The 16053-nt window shown below is 60.9% G+C and carries 12 protein-coding genes; 10 read left to right on the top strand and 2 right to left on the bottom strand.

The annotated features are described in order from the left end of the window. Positions 1 to 15: 15 nt before the first annotated feature. Positions 16 to 912, bottom strand: a complete 897-nt coding sequence (locus HWV67_RS24060) for a D-hexose-6-phosphate mutarotase (protein ID WP_175653063.1) — start codon at positions 910 to 912, stop codon at positions 16 to 18. 71 nt (positions 913 to 983) lie between these two features. Beyond that, on the bottom strand, positions 984 to 1385 hold the full coding sequence (locus tag HWV67_RS24055; RefSeq protein WP_009402429.1) for an acyl-CoA thioesterase: 402 nt from the start codon (positions 1383 to 1385) through the stop codon (positions 984 to 986). A 364-nt stretch (positions 1386 to 1749) separates the two neighbouring features. Here HWV67_RS24055 and HWV67_RS24050 point away from each other — a divergent pair, with 364 nt between their 5' ends. The 10 genes from HWV67_RS24050 (at position 1750) to HWV67_RS24005 (ending at position 16026) form a co-directional block, all read left to right on the top strand. After that, on the top strand, positions 1750 to 3039 hold the full coding sequence (locus tag HWV67_RS24050) for an MFS transporter (RefSeq protein ID WP_371929328.1): 1290 nt from the start codon (positions 1750 to 1752) through the stop codon (positions 3037 to 3039). A gap of 146 nt (positions 3040 to 3185) precedes the next feature. Continuing rightward, positions 3186 to 5792 carry an S-type pyocin domain-containing protein gene (locus tag HWV67_RS24045; RefSeq protein ID WP_175653062.1) on the top strand — a complete coding sequence of 869 codons (2607 nt, stop codon included), beginning with the start codon at positions 3186 to 3188 and terminating at the stop codon, positions 5790 to 5792. After that, positions 5789 to 6253 carry a DUF6392 family protein gene (locus HWV67_RS24040; protein WP_175653061.1) on the top strand — a complete coding sequence of 155 codons (465 nt, stop codon included), beginning with the start codon at positions 5789 to 5791 and terminating at the stop codon, positions 6251 to 6253. The genes HWV67_RS24045 and HWV67_RS24040 overlap by 4 nt, the downstream gene beginning before the upstream one ends. 63 nt (positions 6254 to 6316) lie before the next feature. Beyond that, positions 6317 to 7849: an S-type pyocin domain-containing protein gene (locus tag HWV67_RS24035; RefSeq protein WP_175653060.1), complete on the top strand. Its 1533-nt coding sequence runs from the start codon at positions 6317 to 6319 to the stop codon at positions 7847 to 7849. 200 nt (positions 7850 to 8049) lie between these two features. Then, positions 8050 to 9048, top strand: a complete 999-nt coding sequence (locus HWV67_RS24030; protein WP_175653059.1) for a phosphate ABC transporter substrate-binding protein PstS — start codon at positions 8050 to 8052, stop codon at positions 9046 to 9048. Positions 9049 to 9186: 138 nt separating this feature from the next. Beyond that, positions 9187 to 11475: an ABC transporter permease subunit gene (locus HWV67_RS24025; RefSeq protein WP_175653058.1), complete on the top strand. Its 2289-nt coding sequence runs from the start codon at positions 9187 to 9189 to the stop codon at positions 11473 to 11475. A 17-nt stretch (positions 11476 to 11492) separates the two neighbouring features. Beyond that, positions 11493 to 13163: a phosphate ABC transporter permease PstA gene (pstA, locus tag HWV67_RS24020; protein WP_175653057.1), complete on the top strand. Its 1671-nt coding sequence runs from the start codon at positions 11493 to 11495 to the stop codon at positions 13161 to 13163. 85 nt (positions 13164 to 13248) lie between these two features. Then, positions 13249 to 14082, top strand: a complete 834-nt coding sequence (gene pstB / locus HWV67_RS24015) for a phosphate ABC transporter ATP-binding protein PstB (RefSeq protein WP_095158926.1) — start codon at positions 13249 to 13251, stop codon at positions 14080 to 14082. 122 nt (positions 14083 to 14204) lie between these two features. Beyond that, on the top strand, positions 14205 to 14960 hold the full coding sequence (gene phoU, locus HWV67_RS24010) for a phosphate signaling complex protein PhoU (RefSeq protein WP_095158927.1): 756 nt from the start codon (positions 14205 to 14207) through the stop codon (positions 14958 to 14960). A gap of 163 nt (positions 14961 to 15123) precedes the next feature. After that, entirely contained in the window at positions 15124 to 16026 is a 903-nt protein-coding gene (locus HWV67_RS24005) for a response regulator (protein ID WP_175653056.1), read from the top strand. The last annotated feature ends 27 nt before the right edge of the window (positions 16027 to 16053 follow it).

The raw sequence follows: 16053 nt of genomic DNA, 5'->3' as shown, positions 1-16053 counted from the left end.
CAGGTCCGCAGGCTGTCAGAGCGCTTCGCTGGCGATGCTCAGGCCGAGGGTGTGGCTGGCGCCGGGCGCCAGTTCAACCAGGTCATCCCACACGTTCGCGGTCTCGATGCAGAGCATGCGCTGCCAGCCATCGTCGGCCATGTCCGCGAGCTCCGCAGCGCGTTCGGTCCACGGGTTCCAGATCACCGCCGAGCGTGAGCCGGAACAGCTCAGGCGGATGCGCCGGTTCCAGGTCGGATCGACGATGCTCAAAAGGGACGGGGTGTTGAGGTAGATGCGGTCTGTCTCGCTGCTGAAGGTCAGGTCCGCTGGCTGGGTGCGTTGCTCCCAGTCGGCCAGGGTCTCGATGTAGTTCAGACCCGTCACGCCTTCCACTCGGACCGAACGCACATCGCTGACGGCGAAGTAGCTGTGCAGCGCCTGGCTCAGGGTGACGTGGTCGTTGCCCAGATTGGTGCTGGTGAGGTTCAGGCTCAGTTGCTCGCCCATCACGATGGACAGTTTGAGTTCGACCTGATGGGGCCAGCCGGGCAGGTCGCCCTGGCTTTCCGGCAGGGTGAATTCCAGTTGCACGCTGTCGCCGCTGTTGTCGATGCCGAGCAGTTGCCAGTCGCGCCCGCGCGCCAGACCGTGGGCGGGTGCTTCGCTGCCCTTGAACTGATTGTGGACCGCTTCGGGGTTGCGCTGCAGGTTGCCGAACCACGGCCAGCACACTGGCACGCCGGCGCGGACCGATTTGCCGTGCTTGAACAGGGCCTGGTCGCTCAGCCACAGCAGAGGGGGTTCGCCCAGGCGCTGATAACTCAACACCTGCGCGCCCTGCTGGGCCACCAGCAGCTCGGCGCTGTCACTGGTGATGCGCCAGCAGTTGAGTTCGCCGTGTTGTTCCGATTCGACCTTGGGTGTGGACATGCGCTGATCTCGTTGAAGTGCCGTAGGGTCTTTGACCTTTCACAGATCGACGAGTTTACCGCGCACCCGGGTCAGCGACGAGGTGGGACCGAACGGGTGCGGCCGCTGCCGTCGATGGCGACGAACACGAAGACCGCCTCGGTGACCTTGCGCCATTCGCTGGACAGCGGATCGTCGCTCCACACTTCGACCATCATCTGGATCGAGCTGCGGCCGATTTCCAGGGTCTGGGTATAGAAGGACAATTGCGCGCCAACGGCAACCGGCACCAGGAACGCCATGCGGTCGATGGCGACGGTCGCGACGCGGCCACCGGCAACGCGGCTGGCCATGGCCGTGCCGGCCAGGTCCATCTGGGCTACCAGCCAGCCGCCGAAAATATCGCCGAAACCGTTGGTTTCCCGCGGAAGCGCGGTGATCTGCAAGGCCAGGTCGCCTTGCGGGATGGGATCTTCTTGTTCGAGTTCAATCATGCCGGGGGTGCCTCTGACCCGTGTCGCTTCGTTGGTTGACGCAGTATCGGACGCCGCGAAAAACGGTTCAGCAGACTCATACCACGCTGCTTACGCTTCGAAGGGCGGCGAAAGGGAAACTCTGCGAAACCGACCAAGCATACTTGGCAGCGTTTTCGCACAATATCCCACCTTGGACGCAACCTGTTTCTACGAGGGGCCAGTATATAGAGCCTCGCAGGCACCGACGACCATGCGGTCACCATTATCTGCGGGGAATATGTAGATCTGTGTCGCTTTCGGACAATTTGTTATCGTGCGGAGTTCATTTCAGGCCTGTTACAACCGTGCCATCAGGTCTGAGTCGCCAATAAGAGAAGCCTCAATGACCTCCGTGCCCTCCAGTATCGAGCAGCCCGCCCGGCCGCTGACCCGCAGTGACTACAAAACCCTGTCGCTTTCCGCCCTGGGCGGTGCGCTGGAATTCTACGACTTCATCATCTTCGTGTTCTTCGCCACGGTGGTCGGCAAGTTGTTCTTCCCCGCGGACATGCCCGAGTGGCTGCGCCTGATGCAGACCTTCGGCATCTTCGCCGCGGGCTATCTGGCGCGGCCGCTGGGCGGCATCGTCATGGCTCACTTCGGCGACCTGCTCGGGCGCAAGAAGATGTTCACCCTGAGCATTTTCCTGATGGCGGTGCCGACCCTGATCATGGGCCTGTTGCCGACCTACGCGCAGATCGGCATGGCGGCGCCCATGTTGCTGCTGCTGATGCGCGTCATCCAGGGCGCGGCCATTGGTGGTGAAGTCCCCGGCGCCTGGGTGTTCGTCTCCGAGCACGTGCCGGCGCGCAATACCGGCTTCGCCTGCGGCACCCTGACGGCCGGCCTGACTGCGGGCATTTTGCTCGGCTCGCTGGTCGCCACGCTCATCAATACCGTCTACACCCCGACGGAAGTGGCCGATTACGCTTGGCGGATCCCGTTCCTGCTGGGCGGCGTGTTCGGCCTGTTCTCGGTGTACCTGCGCCGCTGGCTGCACGAAACCCCGGTGTTCGCCGAACTGCAGCAGCGCAAGGCGCTGGCCGAAGAAGTGCCGCTGCGCGCGGTGCTGCGCGACCACCGTGGTGCCATCGTGCTGTCGATGCTGCTGACCTGGCTGCTGTCGGCCGGCATCATCGTCGTGATCCTGATGACCCCGACCATCCTGCAAACCGTCTACGGCTTCACCCCGACCATGGCCTTGCAGGCCAACAGCCTGGCGATCGTCTTTCTGACCCTCGGCTGTGTCGGCGCCGGCAAGCTGGTCGACCGCTTCGGCGCTGGCGGCGTCTTCGTGGCGGGCAGCCTGGCCCTGCTGGTCACCTCGTGGACCTTCTATCACACGCTCGCGGACCACAAGGATCTGCTGTTCCCGATGTACGCCCTGACTGGCCTGTGCGTGGGCATCGTCGGTGCGGTGCCGTTCGTGATGGTTCGCGCCTTCCCGCCAGCGGTGCGTTTCAGCGGTCTGTCGTTCTCCTACAACGTCGCCTACGCCATCTTCGGCGGCCTGCCCCCGATGGCCGTGACCGCGCTGCTCAAGTTCAGCCCCATGGCCCCGGCGCTGTATGTCGCTGGTATCTGCACCATTGGTCTGTTGGTCGGGCTGTATTTGCTGGCGACTAAACGCTGATCCCTTCTCCCGCCGTTGCAGGGCAATCCTGCAGCGGCCCCCGCGAAACATGCTGATCAATATGGCGCCCCCGTCGCCATAAGGATGTACCTCAGCCACACCCCGCCTCCCCGACACCCTGCGCCATACAGACAAGGAGAATCTGTATGGACAAGGAGCTATTCGATAATTCGTCGGGTGACGTCGTCATCCGGGACGGTTCGGCTAAAACCGAAAACAGCGGGGCCGGGGGCTTTTTCACCATCGGCGGTGGTGGCGGGTTTTCCGGTGGTTTTGGAGGATCGAGCAGCAAGCGTGCAAAGAAGCGCGCCAGGGCCAGGGCGGAGGCGACCGCGAAACGCCGCGCCGAACAACAGGCAGCCGCCGAAGCTGCGCAGCAGGCGCAACTCGCTGCTCAGGCTGCAGCCCACCGGCAATGGGTAGAACACTTTTCGCAAAGCCAGCAGTCCGTCCGCGCGGAAATTGACCGGCTTTACGCCGACCGCCAAGGGAACATCGGTCAAGCGCTGAAGGCTGAACTGGATGCTGTCCGCCAGTATCCGGCCAGTGATGGCAGTGAGCGCTGGCAGCTTCATCTGATCACCAGGGAAAGGGTGGTGATCGAACAGATCATCGCCGCGAAAGCTGCCGAGCTTCAGCGCACAACCCAACAGGCCCTGGCGTTTGATGGGCAAAACCCATTTCTAAGTTCACCCCAGGACTATGCGGCGCAACTGGCGCAGCAGAGCTCCCATCAGTCCTTTCAGCCGCTCCACCAGGCCTGGGAGGCCGCTTATGTCGCGGCGAACGAGACACAGCTGCTTTCTGAAGCCATTCGCCAGTTGACCGAGCGATCCAATGCTCTGGTGGCCCGTCATGCCGAGCAGAAGGAGGTATGGAAGGCTCGGGAGGCGGAGTGGGAGCGCCAGAAGCAGTACGCCGAGCTACGCGAAGCGCGTGTCCAGTTCAAGCAGTTGGCCGATGAAAACCTGCGTCTGAAGCGGATCCGCGAGGCCAATTCACTGACGATGCCGATGGCCGCCACAGGCGGAGCAAGCATCCTCACCTGGAACGGAGTCCGGGTGGCCGAACCTATTGTGGGGGCAATCGAACGGGCGGTTTTCGACGCGGCCAAGGAGCTATTCCGTGTCGCAGCGATTCGCACAGGTCAGGTGGTTGGGACATTCGTAACAGCGTTGACCTACTCCGAGGACTTGGGAAATAGCGAGCTAAGACCCGACCAGCGTCGCCTCATTCAAGGGATCGGGGTCCCGGCTGCGCTGATAGGCGTACGTCCGGGGCAAGATCTGCAAGCCCTGGCCGATCGCGGAGAGAGGGTCGAGGTTGGCTATCGGATCAAGCTCGAAACACATGGCGACAGCACCGCAATCATCGTGGCTGGCACCGGGGAGGAAATCCCATCCAGCGTTCCGGTGAGAAACGCGGTTTTCGATCCACTGACAAACACCTATAGGGCCGCTGGGCAAACGCCCATGGACCGTGACCTTGTATTCGCCTCTGACGCCGTGCTTGCGGACCTGTCTGGATCGGAGGCAACGAGGGAATCGGGCTTGCTGTCGTCCGAGTTGGCCGCTTTCGCGATTCCCTCTGGTGCGGACTACCGCCTCAACGACTGCATCGTCTGTATTCCAGGTCGGGCACCTCTTTATTTCTCGTTCGATGTTCCGCCAGTCGGGACGGGTGTCGTCAGTGGCGGTGGACAAGTTGCTGCGCCTGGTTGGTGGCAGGCCAGCGCCCAGGCAAGCGGAGCCGCGATCCCTGCGCAGGCGGCGAATACGCTGAGGGGCCGGGAATTCGTTTCGTTCGGCAGCTTCGAGCAGGCGTTGTGGCGGGCTATTGCTGAGGAAGCTGCGCCCGGAGGGACTTTCAGCGAGGTCAATCAGCGACGCATCGTCAACGGCCTTGCGCCTTATGCGCCGAAAAGCGATTGGCTCGGTGCGCGCCGCGAGATAGAGGTTCGTTATCCGCAAAGTGCTGCGCTCGCCACCGCGCCGTATGACCTTGATCGCCTGAGTCTCCACAGTCCTGCCAGCGTTGTGGGTGCGCGACCACAGATTCTGCCTTTTACCCCGTGGCTGCAGCTCGGCGAACCCATTTCACTAGAGGCGGCGAAGTCGTTGGCGCACTCCTCGGGCGGCCGTCGTACCTGGACGCCGCTGGCGCCGCCGGGAGCGGGTCTGCTGGGCTCGACCGACCTACCTGAAGGGCCGACATTACCGGGGACCTTTCCGGGTACTGAGCTCGACCCGTATCGGCCGCAAATTGAAACACTTCCAGGGCTGGACGAGGGCGAGACCGGGTCCAGTATTCCTGGTTATGGGGCGGACGGTGACCTACCCGAGCCAGGGCTGGTTTTCTCGGAGCCGCTGGATGTCGGGCCATATGATGAGCTGAGTCGAGACAGCAGAAAGGACGGGTTGGATATTGACCATATTGCTTCGCGGAAGGCGTTGGAGATGTTTATTCTGAGGCAGGATCCTGAGATGAAATCTTGGGTACTAACAGACTATCTATCGAGGGCGCCAAGTATTGCAATTCCCACAGAGGTTCATAGAAAGTTCAGCGAAACCTATGGTGGAAGAAATACCAAATCCAAGCAGTATCAGGACTCTCTTGATATTGAAGTTGCGGTAAATACTAATCTCGATGCTATCAAACCAGGTCTGCTCGAATATGGGCTGCAAGAGGCGGATATTGAAGCAGCGCGCACGAAGCTTCACACCCTTAATCGAGAACAAGGATGGTATGAATGAAAATCGCAGAACTTGAGGCGCTTATTGGTTACCTTGGGAAAAGCCATGCTGATTTGATTGCAATGAGCGTAGTGCCCGATGCTCCGCTTTTGCAGATTTTCCCTGAGTCGGAGATTTTTTTCTTCGAGCCTGAAGAGGGGGTTGAGATGAGCTTTTCACCCGACGGGAAAATATTCACAAGACTTTTTGTCACGCTCAAGGAAACTACGCCATCCACAACCGAGTATGAAGGGGAACTTCCAAGTGGCTTGGCAATGGATATGGATAAAACTACGGTACAAGAGTTCTTCGGCGTTCCGAAGTCTAGCCACGATCCTGTGAGGCTACCAAAACCGACGGGATGGACAGGTGGTTGGGATACCTATAATTATGATGGTCATAAGTTTCCGGGGATTGAGCTGATATTTAAGTATCGCGCTGACATGGTAGTTGAGACCTTGGTTTTCAAACATCAACCGTAAGTGGCTTGAGCGTTCATTCTGAAACGAATGAAAGATTTTCCATGTGAAAAAGGAAATAATTAAATGGAATTCAAAGCCCTTCTGCAGGACTACACCCGCGCGGAATTCACTGGACTGGTATCCGCCATCTGGAACGCCGAAGCGAACAACGATACGCAAGCCCTGCTGATCGACCACTTCGACAAGGTCGTCGGCCACCCCCTCGGCGCCGACCTGATCTTCTATCCCCCGGATGCCGAGACCGGCAACCTGCACTCGGTCGGCAATGTGCTGTTCCACATCACTCAATGGCATCACAGGAATGGTGTGGCGCCCTTCGCAGGCGAGTCCGTGCCTGTCGCACCGATCAGGACGAATGTGCGCTTGAGTGCGCAGGAACGGAAGGTAAATGCGTCGAACAGGGAGTTGGACAAGGCGCAGCAGATCACAGCGGACATAGAGGTGTCGGCGCAAACGGCAAACGGCGCGTTGGAACATTTCAGCCAGTTGATGGATCAGTGGCAGTCCATCCCGTTGCAGGACCGGGGCATCGCTCAGCATGTCGACGCCATTGATGTATTGGAGTTGGCGTTGTCGCGAGTCGTCAAATCGTTGAGAGCGCTGGAGACACTGCGAATGAAGTTGCAATTCGCCAAAACCGCTGCCGAGCGAAATGTCATTAGCAGCTTTCATGACCCAGCCATTCAGAACCGCATTCTCGAACTCATCAATCAGAGTGAACTGCGATACCAGACAGCCGTCACTAATGCCGTCCAGCGTCATGCCGAATGCTATGGCCGTTCGGTAGCGTTGTTTGACGAAGCCGAGCGTTCCATTGTTGGGCGGCTGGCTGAGGCGGGTGCCAACACGATCGAGCTTGCGCAAACAGTGCGATTCAGCCTGCGTTCTGCCTCCAAACGCCCCTGTCTGATGGTTGCTGCCAAAACCCTGCAAGTCGACGAGGGGGTTTCCATCGCCTTGAAGAACGCGCTTCGCTCGGCGGTTGCGGAGTTCGACTGGCAGGCGATTTCGTTGGAGGGCGGGCACCCAGGGACATGTTCAGCCATCGCCACCTTCAGCTTCGCTCACTGGAAGGCCCGCGACTGGTATGCCCTGAGTGTTCCGTTGAGAGAACTGATGCCCGGGGAGGGGCACGATTGGCAGCATCTCGCCCGAACAGGGGCGACAGTGAAATTGCCCTATCGGCTCTTTTCGAGAACCGTTCCAGCGGGCGAGCGAAAGATATCTGTCGGTCTGAAGAATTTCACCGAGTTGCAGCAGATTTGCCTCACGCCTGCCGACGGAACCCTGCTGCCATCCGACGTCAGGGTCAGGTTGGTGGATTGGGATCCGGCATCTGCAACCTTTAGCCTCACGTTAGCGGGCAAGGCTCCAGTGACCCTTCGATGGTTTACAACTGCGGATGTCAGCAGTGCTGTAGCCGAAGCGGTAACGCCGTCAGTGACAACGAGAGGTGGTTCGCTGGACCTGCCAAAGGTGCCACTGCTCGAAACTGTGCCGTTGATGGAGAGCATCCAGTTCGAGGACTGTGTCGTCGTGTTTCCTCTCGAGAGCGAAATTGAACCGATCTACTTGACCTTCAAGGGTATCCAGTAGGCCCATGAAGCTCTGCCTGCAGCCTTCTGACGAGTGGGCAGGGCTTTGCGGCGCGGTTCCCAGGCACGCCGAGCCCTGATGTTACAACTCGGTGGTGGCCTTTCATCTAATTGTCACAATCGATTCATAGAGTAGTCACACGGCCTACAGATACTTGGGCCCGATCCATCTCACCCCCGAATTCCTGCTAGGAGCAAGGCATGAAACTGAAGCGTTTGATGGCGGCCCTGACCTTTGTCGCCGCTGGCGTAGCCACCGCCAATGCGGTTGCCGCTGTTGACCCAGCTATTCCGACCTACACCAAGACCACCGGTGTGTCGGGCAACCTCTCCAGCGTTGGTTCCGATACCCTGGCCAACCTCATGACACTGTGGGCCGAGGCGTACAAAAAAGAGTACCCGAACGTCAACATTCAGATTCAGGCCGCCGGCTCCTCCACCGCGCCACCCGCGCTGACTGAAGGCACCGCCAACCTGGGCCCGATGAGCCGCAAGATGAAGGACGTCGAGCTGCAGGCTTTCGAGCAGAAGTACGGCTACAAGCCAACCGCTATCCCGGTTGCCGTTGACGCCCTGGCTGTGTTCGTCCACAAGGACAACCCGATCAAAGGCCTGACCATGGCTCAGGTTGACGCGATCTTCTCGTCGACCCGTCTGTGCGGCGGCAAAGCCGACGTCAAAACCTGGGGCGACCTGGGCGTGACCGGCGACCTGGCCAACAAGCCAGTTCAACTGTTCGGCCGTAACTCGGTATCCGGCACCTACGGCTACTTCAAAGAAGAAGCCCTGTGCAAAGGCGACTTCAAGCCAAACGTGAACGAACAACCAGGCTCCGCTTCGGTGGTTCAGTCGATCAGCTCCTCGCTGAACGGCATCGGCTACTCGGGCATCGGTTACAAGACCGCTAGCGTCAAGACCGTAGCCCTGGCCAAGAAAGAAGGCGGCGAGTTCGTTGAAGACAACGAAACCAACGCCCTGAACGGCACCTACCCGCTGTCGCGTTTCCTCTACGTCTACGTCAACAAGGCCCCGAACAAGCCTCTGGCCCCGCTGGAAGCCGAGTTCGTGAAACTGGTTCTGTCCCAGGCAGGCCAGCAGGTCGTGGTGAAAGACGGCTACATCCCGCTGCCAGCCAAAGTGGCTGAGAAAGCCTTGGCTGACCTCGGTCTGAGCCAGACCGCGGGCGTCGCGAAGAACTGAGTGTGACTCAGGCAGGGTTCGGAGGATGCCGAACCCTGCCGCAAATTGTCAGTCCGCTGCCAGGACCTCTGCGCGGCGGGCTTTTTTGCGTCACTGCACTGTAATGTTTTTGTCATACGGGACCGCTAGGGTGTGCGCATGAATGATCTGGCCAACTCCACCATGACCCAAAATTCTCCCCCCGTGCGGATTGATTTCAATACGCCCGAGCTGCAACGCAAACGTCGCCTGCGCGCCTTCAAGGATCGCCTGACCCGCTGGTATGTCCTGGTGGGCGGGCTTGCCGTGCTGGCGGCAATTACCCTGATTTTCTTCTATCTGGCCTACGTGGTCGTGCCGCTGTTCCAGGGTGCGACGCTGACCAGCAAGAAAGCGCTGGAGCCGACCTGGCTGCAACAGGACGCCGGCAAACCGCTGATGATCGCTCTGGAAGAACAGAACCTGGTGGGGATGCGTGTCTCCGACAAGGGCCAGGCGCTGTTCTTCGACACCAAGACCGGTGCCGAGCTCAAGCGCGTCGACCTGCCACTGCCGGCAGGCGTCCAGGTGACCTCCATCGGTTCCGACCAGCCGGGCAGCCCGCTGATCGTGCTGGGCCTGTCCAATGGTCAGGTGATGGTCTTCAGCCACAGCTACAAGATCACCTACCCGGACAACAAGAAAACCATCACTCCTGCCGTCGATTTCCCGTATGGCCAGGAGCCTGTCGCGTTGGACGACCAGGGCCGTGCCGTTGAGCACGTGAGCCTGAACCACAACGGCGACACGCTGTTGCTGGCCGGTTCCGCGGGCGCTCACCTGCAGGTGCTGTCGCTCAGCCGCACAGAAAACATGATGACGGGCGAAGTCACCAGCGAGCAGAGCCGTATCGAGCTGCCGCAGATGACCGAGCCGGTGAAGGCGATCTTCATCGACCCACGCCAGCAGTGGCTCTACGTCCTTAATGGTCGTGCCCAGGCCGACGTGTTCAGCCTGCGTGAGAAGAGCCTCAACGGTCGCTACAAGCTGCTCGAAGACGGCACTGCCGAAATCACCGCCAGCACCCAGTTGGTCGGTGGTATCTCGCTGATTCTCGGTGACTCCAAAGGCGGTCTGAGCCAGTGGTTCATGGCGCGCGATCCGGACGGCGAGCAGCGTTTCAAGCGCATCCGCGACTTCAAGATGGACAACGCGCCGATCGTGCAGATCGATGCCGAAGAGCGCCGCAAGGGCTTCATCGCCCTGGACGCCAACGGCAAGCTCGGCGTGTTCCACAGCACCGCGCACCGCACCCTGCTGGTCGAGCCGGCCGCTGAAGGCGCTGGCGTGCTGGCACTGTCGCCGCGGGCCAACCGCGTGATCATCGAAGAAGGTGGCAAGCTGCTGCCGCTGACCTTGAAGAACCCGCACCCGGAAGTTTCCTGGAGCGCGTTGTGGAGCAAGGTCTGGTACGAGAACTACGACGAGCCGAAGTATGTCTGGCAGTCGACCGCCTCGAACACCGACTTCGAACCCAAGCTGAGCCTCTCGCCGCTGACCTTCGGTACGCTCAAGGCCGCGTTCTACGCGATGATCCTGGCCGCCCCGCTGGCCATCGCCGCAGCGATCTACACCGCCTACTTCATGGCACCGGGCATGCGCCGCAAGGTCAAGCCGGTGATCGAGCTGATGGAGGCGATGCCGACGGTGATTCTCGGCTTCTTCGCGGGTCTGTTCCTCGCGCCGTACCTTGAAGGCCACTTGCCGGGCGTGTTCAGTCTGCTGATGCTGCTGCCGCTGGGTATCCTGGTCGCCGGCTTCTCCTGGAGCCGCCTGCCCGAGTCGATCCGCCTGCGAGTACCGGACGGTTGGGAAGCTGCAATCCTGATCCCGGTGATCCTCTTCACCGGCTGGTTCGCCCTGTACATGAGTCCGTTCCTGGAGACCTGGTTCTTCGGCGGTGACATGCGCCTGTGGATCACCAACGACCTGGGCATCACCTACGACCAGCGCAACGCCCTGGTAGTGGGTATCGCCATGGGCTTCGCGGTTATCCCGAACATCTACTCGATCGCCGAGGACGCCGTGTTCAGCGTGCCGCGCAGCCTGACCCTGGGTTCGCTGGCTCTGGGCGCCACGCCGTGGCAGACCCTGACCCGCGTCGTCATCCTGACCGCCAGCCCGGGTATCTTCTCGGCACTGATGATCGGTATGGGTCGTGCGGTAGGCGAAACCATGATCGTGCTGATGGCCACCGGCAACACCCCGGTCATGGAGCTGAACCTGTTCGAAGGTATGCGCACCCTGGCAGCCAACGTCGCCGTGGAAATGCCCGAATCGGAAGTCGGTGGCAGCCACTACCGCGTCCTGTTCCTTGCCGCGCTGGTGCTGCTGATGTTCACGTTCGTGATGAACACCTTGGCCGAGCTGATTCGCCAGCGTCTGCGCAAGAAATACTCGTCGCTTTGATAGGAAGGTAGAGATCCGTGAAAAAGGATTCCCTCAAAAGCTGGTTCAAGAGCGGCGCCCCCGGTGTCTGGATAAGCGGTGGCTCGGTGGCCATCGCAGTCATCATGACCATCGGTCTGCTCTCGGTCATCGCTGTACGTGGTCTGGGCCATTTCTGGCCCGCCGACCTGGTCCAGGCCAACTACACCGTGCCGGGCCAGCCCGCGCACGTGGTAGTGGGCGAAGTGGTACAGAAGGAAGAAGTACCACGCGCCCGTCTGAAAGGTGCCGGCTTGCCGGTACCTGACGTCGGCCCGGAATTCATGACCCGCGAACTGATCAAGGTCGGTAACCGTGACCTCAACGGCAGCGACTTCACCTGGGTTGTGGGTGAATGGCTGACCGACGAACAGCGTCCCGCCGAGATGATCGCCCTGGAACGCCGCGAGTGGGGCAACTTCTACGGCTACCTGGTCAGCGTCAAGGAAAACGGCAAGGTGGTCGGCGAAGGGCAGGCTGCCTGGACCGAACTGCAGAACCGTCTGGAGCGCTCGGAGAAGCTGGCTCGCGACCTGCAAAGTCTTGAGAAGAAAGACATCGGTGCCATCAACCACGGTCTTGAGCGTCTGCGCCTTCACGGTCGCAAGCTGGAGTTGGAAGGCAAGCTGGATGCCGCCGCCCAGGCCGACATCGAGTCTGAGCGCGCCGAGCTGAACAACCGTTACAAGGCCATCGAAGAGCGTCTGGGCACCCTGCACCAGGATTTCGCTCGCGACAGCCTGGTAGCGCGTGACGGCAACGGCCGTGAAGTCGAGATCAACCTGAGCAAGGTGGTGCACGCCTACCAGCCGAACGGCATGGGCCTGTTCACCAAGCTGGGCGTGTACTTCGCCAAGGTCTGGGAATTCCTCAGCGACGACCCGCGTGAAGCCAACACTGAAGGCGGTATCTTCCCGGCCATTTTCGGTACGGTGATGATGACCCTGATCATGGCCGTGATCGTGACGCCATTCGGCGTGCTGGCAGCGGTCTACCTGCGTGAATACGCTCGTCAGGGACCCATCACCCGGCTGATCCGCATCGCGGTGAACAACCTGGCCGGTGTCCCGGCGATCGTCTACGGCGTGTTCGGCCTGGGCTTCTTCGTCTACGTGCTGGGTGGCTCGCTTGACCGGCTGTTCTTCCCCGAATCGCTGCCGGCGCCAACCCTCGGTACGCCGGGCCTGCTCTGGGCTTCGTTGACCCTGGCACTGCTGGCGGTACCGGTGGTGATCGTTGCCACTGAAGAAGGCCTGGCGCGGATCCCGCGGACCGTGCGTGAAGGCTCTCTGGCCCTCGGCGCAACCAAGGCCGAGACGCTGTGGAAGATCGTTCTGCCGATGGCCAGCCCGGCGATGATGACCGGCATGATCCTCGCGGTGGCCCGTGCCGCCGGTGAAGTGGCGCCGCTGATGCTGGTGGGTGTGGTGAAACTGGCGCCGTCGCTGCCGGTGGACGGCAACTACCCGTACCTGCACCTGGACCAGAAGATCATGCACCTGGGCTTCCACATCTATGACGTCGGCTTCCAGAGCCCGAACGTCGAAGCCGCACGTCCGCTGGTGTACGCCACCGCGCTGCTGCTGGTGCTGGTCATTGCCACGCTGAACCTGTCGGCGGTCTGGATCCGTAACCACCTGCGCGAGAAGTACAAAGCGCTGGATCACTGATCGTCACCGTCTTTTTGCAAGTGCCGCCCGCGCTGTGTGCCGGGCGGTTCGATGAAACGAAATTGATAGCGTATGGAGTCTGACCATGCAGCATGAACCCCACACCCACGGCATCGATATGTCGGCCTTGGGTCGCGACAAACAGAGCCTGCGTCTGGCGGAAGAAACCGTGGCCATCGAAGTGCCCGGCCTGAGCCTGTTCTACGGCGAGAAACAAGCCCTGTTCGACGTCAGCATGAACATCCCCAAACAGCGCGTGACCGCCTTCATCGGCCCGTCCGGCTGCGGTAAATCCACCCTGCTGCGGACCTTCAACCGGATGAACGATCTGGTCGACGGCTGCCGCGTCGAGGGCGCGATCAACCTCTACGGCAACAACATCTACCGCAAGGGCGAAGACGTCGCCGAGCTGCGCCGTCGCGTCGGCATGGTGTTCCAGAAGCCGAACCCGTTCCCCAAGACCATCTATGAAAACGTGGTCTACGGCCTGCGCATCCAGGGCATCAACAAGAAGCGCGTGCTCGACGAAGCCGTCGAATGGGCACTGAAAGGCGCGGCCCTGTGGGAAGAAGTGAAAGACCGCCTGCACGACTCGGCCCTCGGCCTGTCCGGTGGTCAGCAGCAGCGTCTGGTGATCGCCCGTACCATCGCCGTGGAACCGGAAGTCCTGCTGCTCGACGAGCCTTGCTCGGCACTGGACCCGATCTCCACCCTGAAGGTCGAAGAGCTGATCTACGAGCTGAAGTCCAAGTACACCATCGTCATCGTGACCCACAACATGCAGCAGGCGGCCCGGGTTTCGGACTACACCGCGTTCATGTACATGGGCAAACTGGTCGAATTCGGTGATACCGATACCCTGTTCACCAACCCGGCGAAGAAGCAGACCGAAGACTACATCACCGGTCGCTACGGCTAGTCGCGCGGGGCGCGACAGCTTCACGCTGCGAGCCACGAGCGGCAACAATGTGAACTCAGGGATTACACGAACGACTTGAAGCTTGCGGCTTGAAGCTGGCAGCTTATTCGCGGAGCGAAAGCATGATCGACAAAGACAGCCTCACCCATCACATCTCCCAGCAGTTCAACGCCGAGCTCGAAGAGGTGCGCAGCCACCTTCTGGCCATGGGCGGCCTGGTCGAGAAGCAGGTCAACGACGCGGTCACCGCGCTGATCGAGGCCGACTCCGGTCTGGCCCAGCAGGTGCGCGAGGTTGACGAGCAAATCAACCAGATGGAACGCAACATCGACGAAGAATGCGTGCGCATTCTTGCCCGTCGCCAGCCGGCCGCGTCGGACCTGCGCCTGATCATCAGCATTTCCAAGTCGGTGATCGACCTGGAGCGCATCGGTGACGAGTCGACCAAAATCGCTCGCCGCGCCATCCAGCTCTGCGAGGAAGGCGAATCGCCGCGCGGTTACGTCGAGGTTCGCCACATCGGCGACCAGGTGCGCAACATGGTCCGCGATGCACTTGACGCCTTCGCCCGCTTCGACGCCGAACTGGCCCTGTCGGTTGCTCAATACGACAAGACCATCGACCGCGAATACAAGACCGCGCTGCGCGAACTGGTCACCTACATGATGGAAGACCCGCGTTCCATCTCGCGGGTGTTGAGCGTGATCTGGGCCCTGCGTTCGCTGGAGCGTATCGGCGACCACGCGCGCAACATCTCCGAGCTGGTGATTTACCTGGTGCGCGGCACAGACGTCCGTCACCTGGGCCTGGCGCGCATGAGAGAAGAAGTTCAGGGCACTGAAAAAGCTAATGTTTCGGGCGAATCTGACGATAAATAAGACTGCCCCGAGAACTAACGCCTGGCTCCGGCCGGGCGTTTTCGTTTGCGGCAGCGCAATAGAAGGCACCCGCGAACGAATGCGTTATGTCCCGGCGTGACCGAAGTTTTGGCCAATGGCCATCAGTCAACGTTATGCTAGTCGGGATCAGGAAGGAGTGGCGATGAGTAAAGTCAGTGTTTTGGTGGTGGATGACGCGCCGTTTATCCGCGATCTGGTGAAGAAATGCCTGCGCAACTATTTTCCGGGCATGGTCATTGAAGATGCGGTCAACGGGCGCAAAGCCCAGACCCTGATGGCCCGGGAGGTGTTCGACCTGATTCTGTGCGACTGGGAAATGCCGGAGATGTCCGGCCTCGAGCTCCTGACCTGGTGCCGCCAGCAGGACGCGATGAAGACCCTGCCGTTCATCATGGTGACCAGCCGCGGCGACAAGGAAAACGTGGTTCAGGCCATCCAGGCCGGCGTTTCCGACTATGTCGGCAAGCCGTTCACCAACGAGCAATTGCTGACCAAAGTGAAAAAGGCCCTGGCCAAGGTTGGCAAGCTTGAGGCGAGCATGGCCGGCGGTAATGCACGCTCCTCCAGCGGTTTTGCCAATGACTCGCTGTCGGCCCTGACCAGCGGCAAGCCTGAGCAGGCCAAGGCCAGTGCACCGGTCGCGGCGCCAGCCGCCCAGCCACAGGTCAGCGCTCCCGCGCCCGAGCCGGCCAAGCCTGCCGTGCCGGCCGGACGTGGCCAAGGCCAGTTGCGCCTGTCCAGCGGCAACCAGCCCTGCATCATCAAGGCCCTGACCCTCAAGGAAGCCTCGCTGGTGGTACGCCGCAGCGATGCCCTGCCGCAGGTTCTGGAAGGCGCCGTGCTGGACCTGGAGCAAGGCGAAACCTCGGAGATCGCCCGGCTCAACGGCTACCTGCATTCGGTCGCGGCACTTGAGCCCAAGCCCGACAGCGACTGGTTGCAACTGATCTTCCGCTTCGTCGACCAGGATGCGCAGAAGCTCGACTACCTGTCCCGCCTGATCGCCCGCGGTACGGCCCAGAAGCAATACATTCCGAGCGCCTGATCACCGTTCACCCCGACCTGCGTCGAG

This window comes from Pseudomonas sp. Marseille-P9899 (assembly GCF_903166565.1).
GTDB classification, from domain to species: domain Bacteria; phylum Pseudomonadota; class Gammaproteobacteria; order Pseudomonadales; family Pseudomonadaceae; genus Aquipseudomonas; species Aquipseudomonas huaxiensis.
The sequence above is the reverse complement of the archived record's forward strand: the minus strand, read 5'-3'. Positions and strand labels throughout refer to the sequence as shown.

Bases quoted from the DNA above. Each gene is read 5' to 3' on its own strand.
- HWV67_RS24060 (WP_175653063.1), bottom strand. From the start codon at position 912: ATGTCCACACCCAAGGTCGAATCGGAACAACACGGCGAACTCAACTGC.
- HWV67_RS24055 (WP_009402429.1), bottom strand. From the start codon at position 1,385: ATGATTGAACTCGAACAAGAAGATCCCATCCCGCAAGGCGACCTGGCC.
- HWV67_RS24050 (WP_371929328.1), top strand. From the start codon at position 1,750: ATGACCTCCGTGCCCTCCAGTATCGAGCAGCCCGCCCGGCCGCTGACC.
- HWV67_RS24045 (WP_175653062.1), top strand. From the start codon at position 3,186: ATGGACAAGGAGCTATTCGATAATTCGTCGGGTGACGTCGTCATCCGG.
- HWV67_RS24040 (WP_175653061.1), top strand. From the start codon at position 5,789: ATGAAAATCGCAGAACTTGAGGCGCTTATTGGTTACCTTGGGAAAAGC.
- HWV67_RS24035 (WP_175653060.1), top strand. From the start codon at position 6,317: ATGGAATTCAAAGCCCTTCTGCAGGACTACACCCGCGCGGAATTCACT.
- HWV67_RS24030 (WP_175653059.1), top strand. From the start codon at position 8,050: ATGAAACTGAAGCGTTTGATGGCGGCCCTGACCTTTGTCGCCGCTGGC.
- HWV67_RS24025 (WP_175653058.1), top strand. From the start codon at position 9,187: ATGAATGATCTGGCCAACTCCACCATGACCCAAAATTCTCCCCCCGTG.
- pstB (WP_095158926.1), top strand. From the start codon at position 13,249: ATGCAGCATGAACCCCACACCCACGGCATCGATATGTCGGCCTTGGGT.
- phoU (WP_095158927.1), top strand. From the start codon at position 14,205: ATGATCGACAAAGACAGCCTCACCCATCACATCTCCCAGCAGTTCAAC.
- HWV67_RS24005 (WP_175653056.1), top strand. From the start codon at position 15,124: ATGAGTAAAGTCAGTGTTTTGGTGGTGGATGACGCGCCGTTTATCCGC.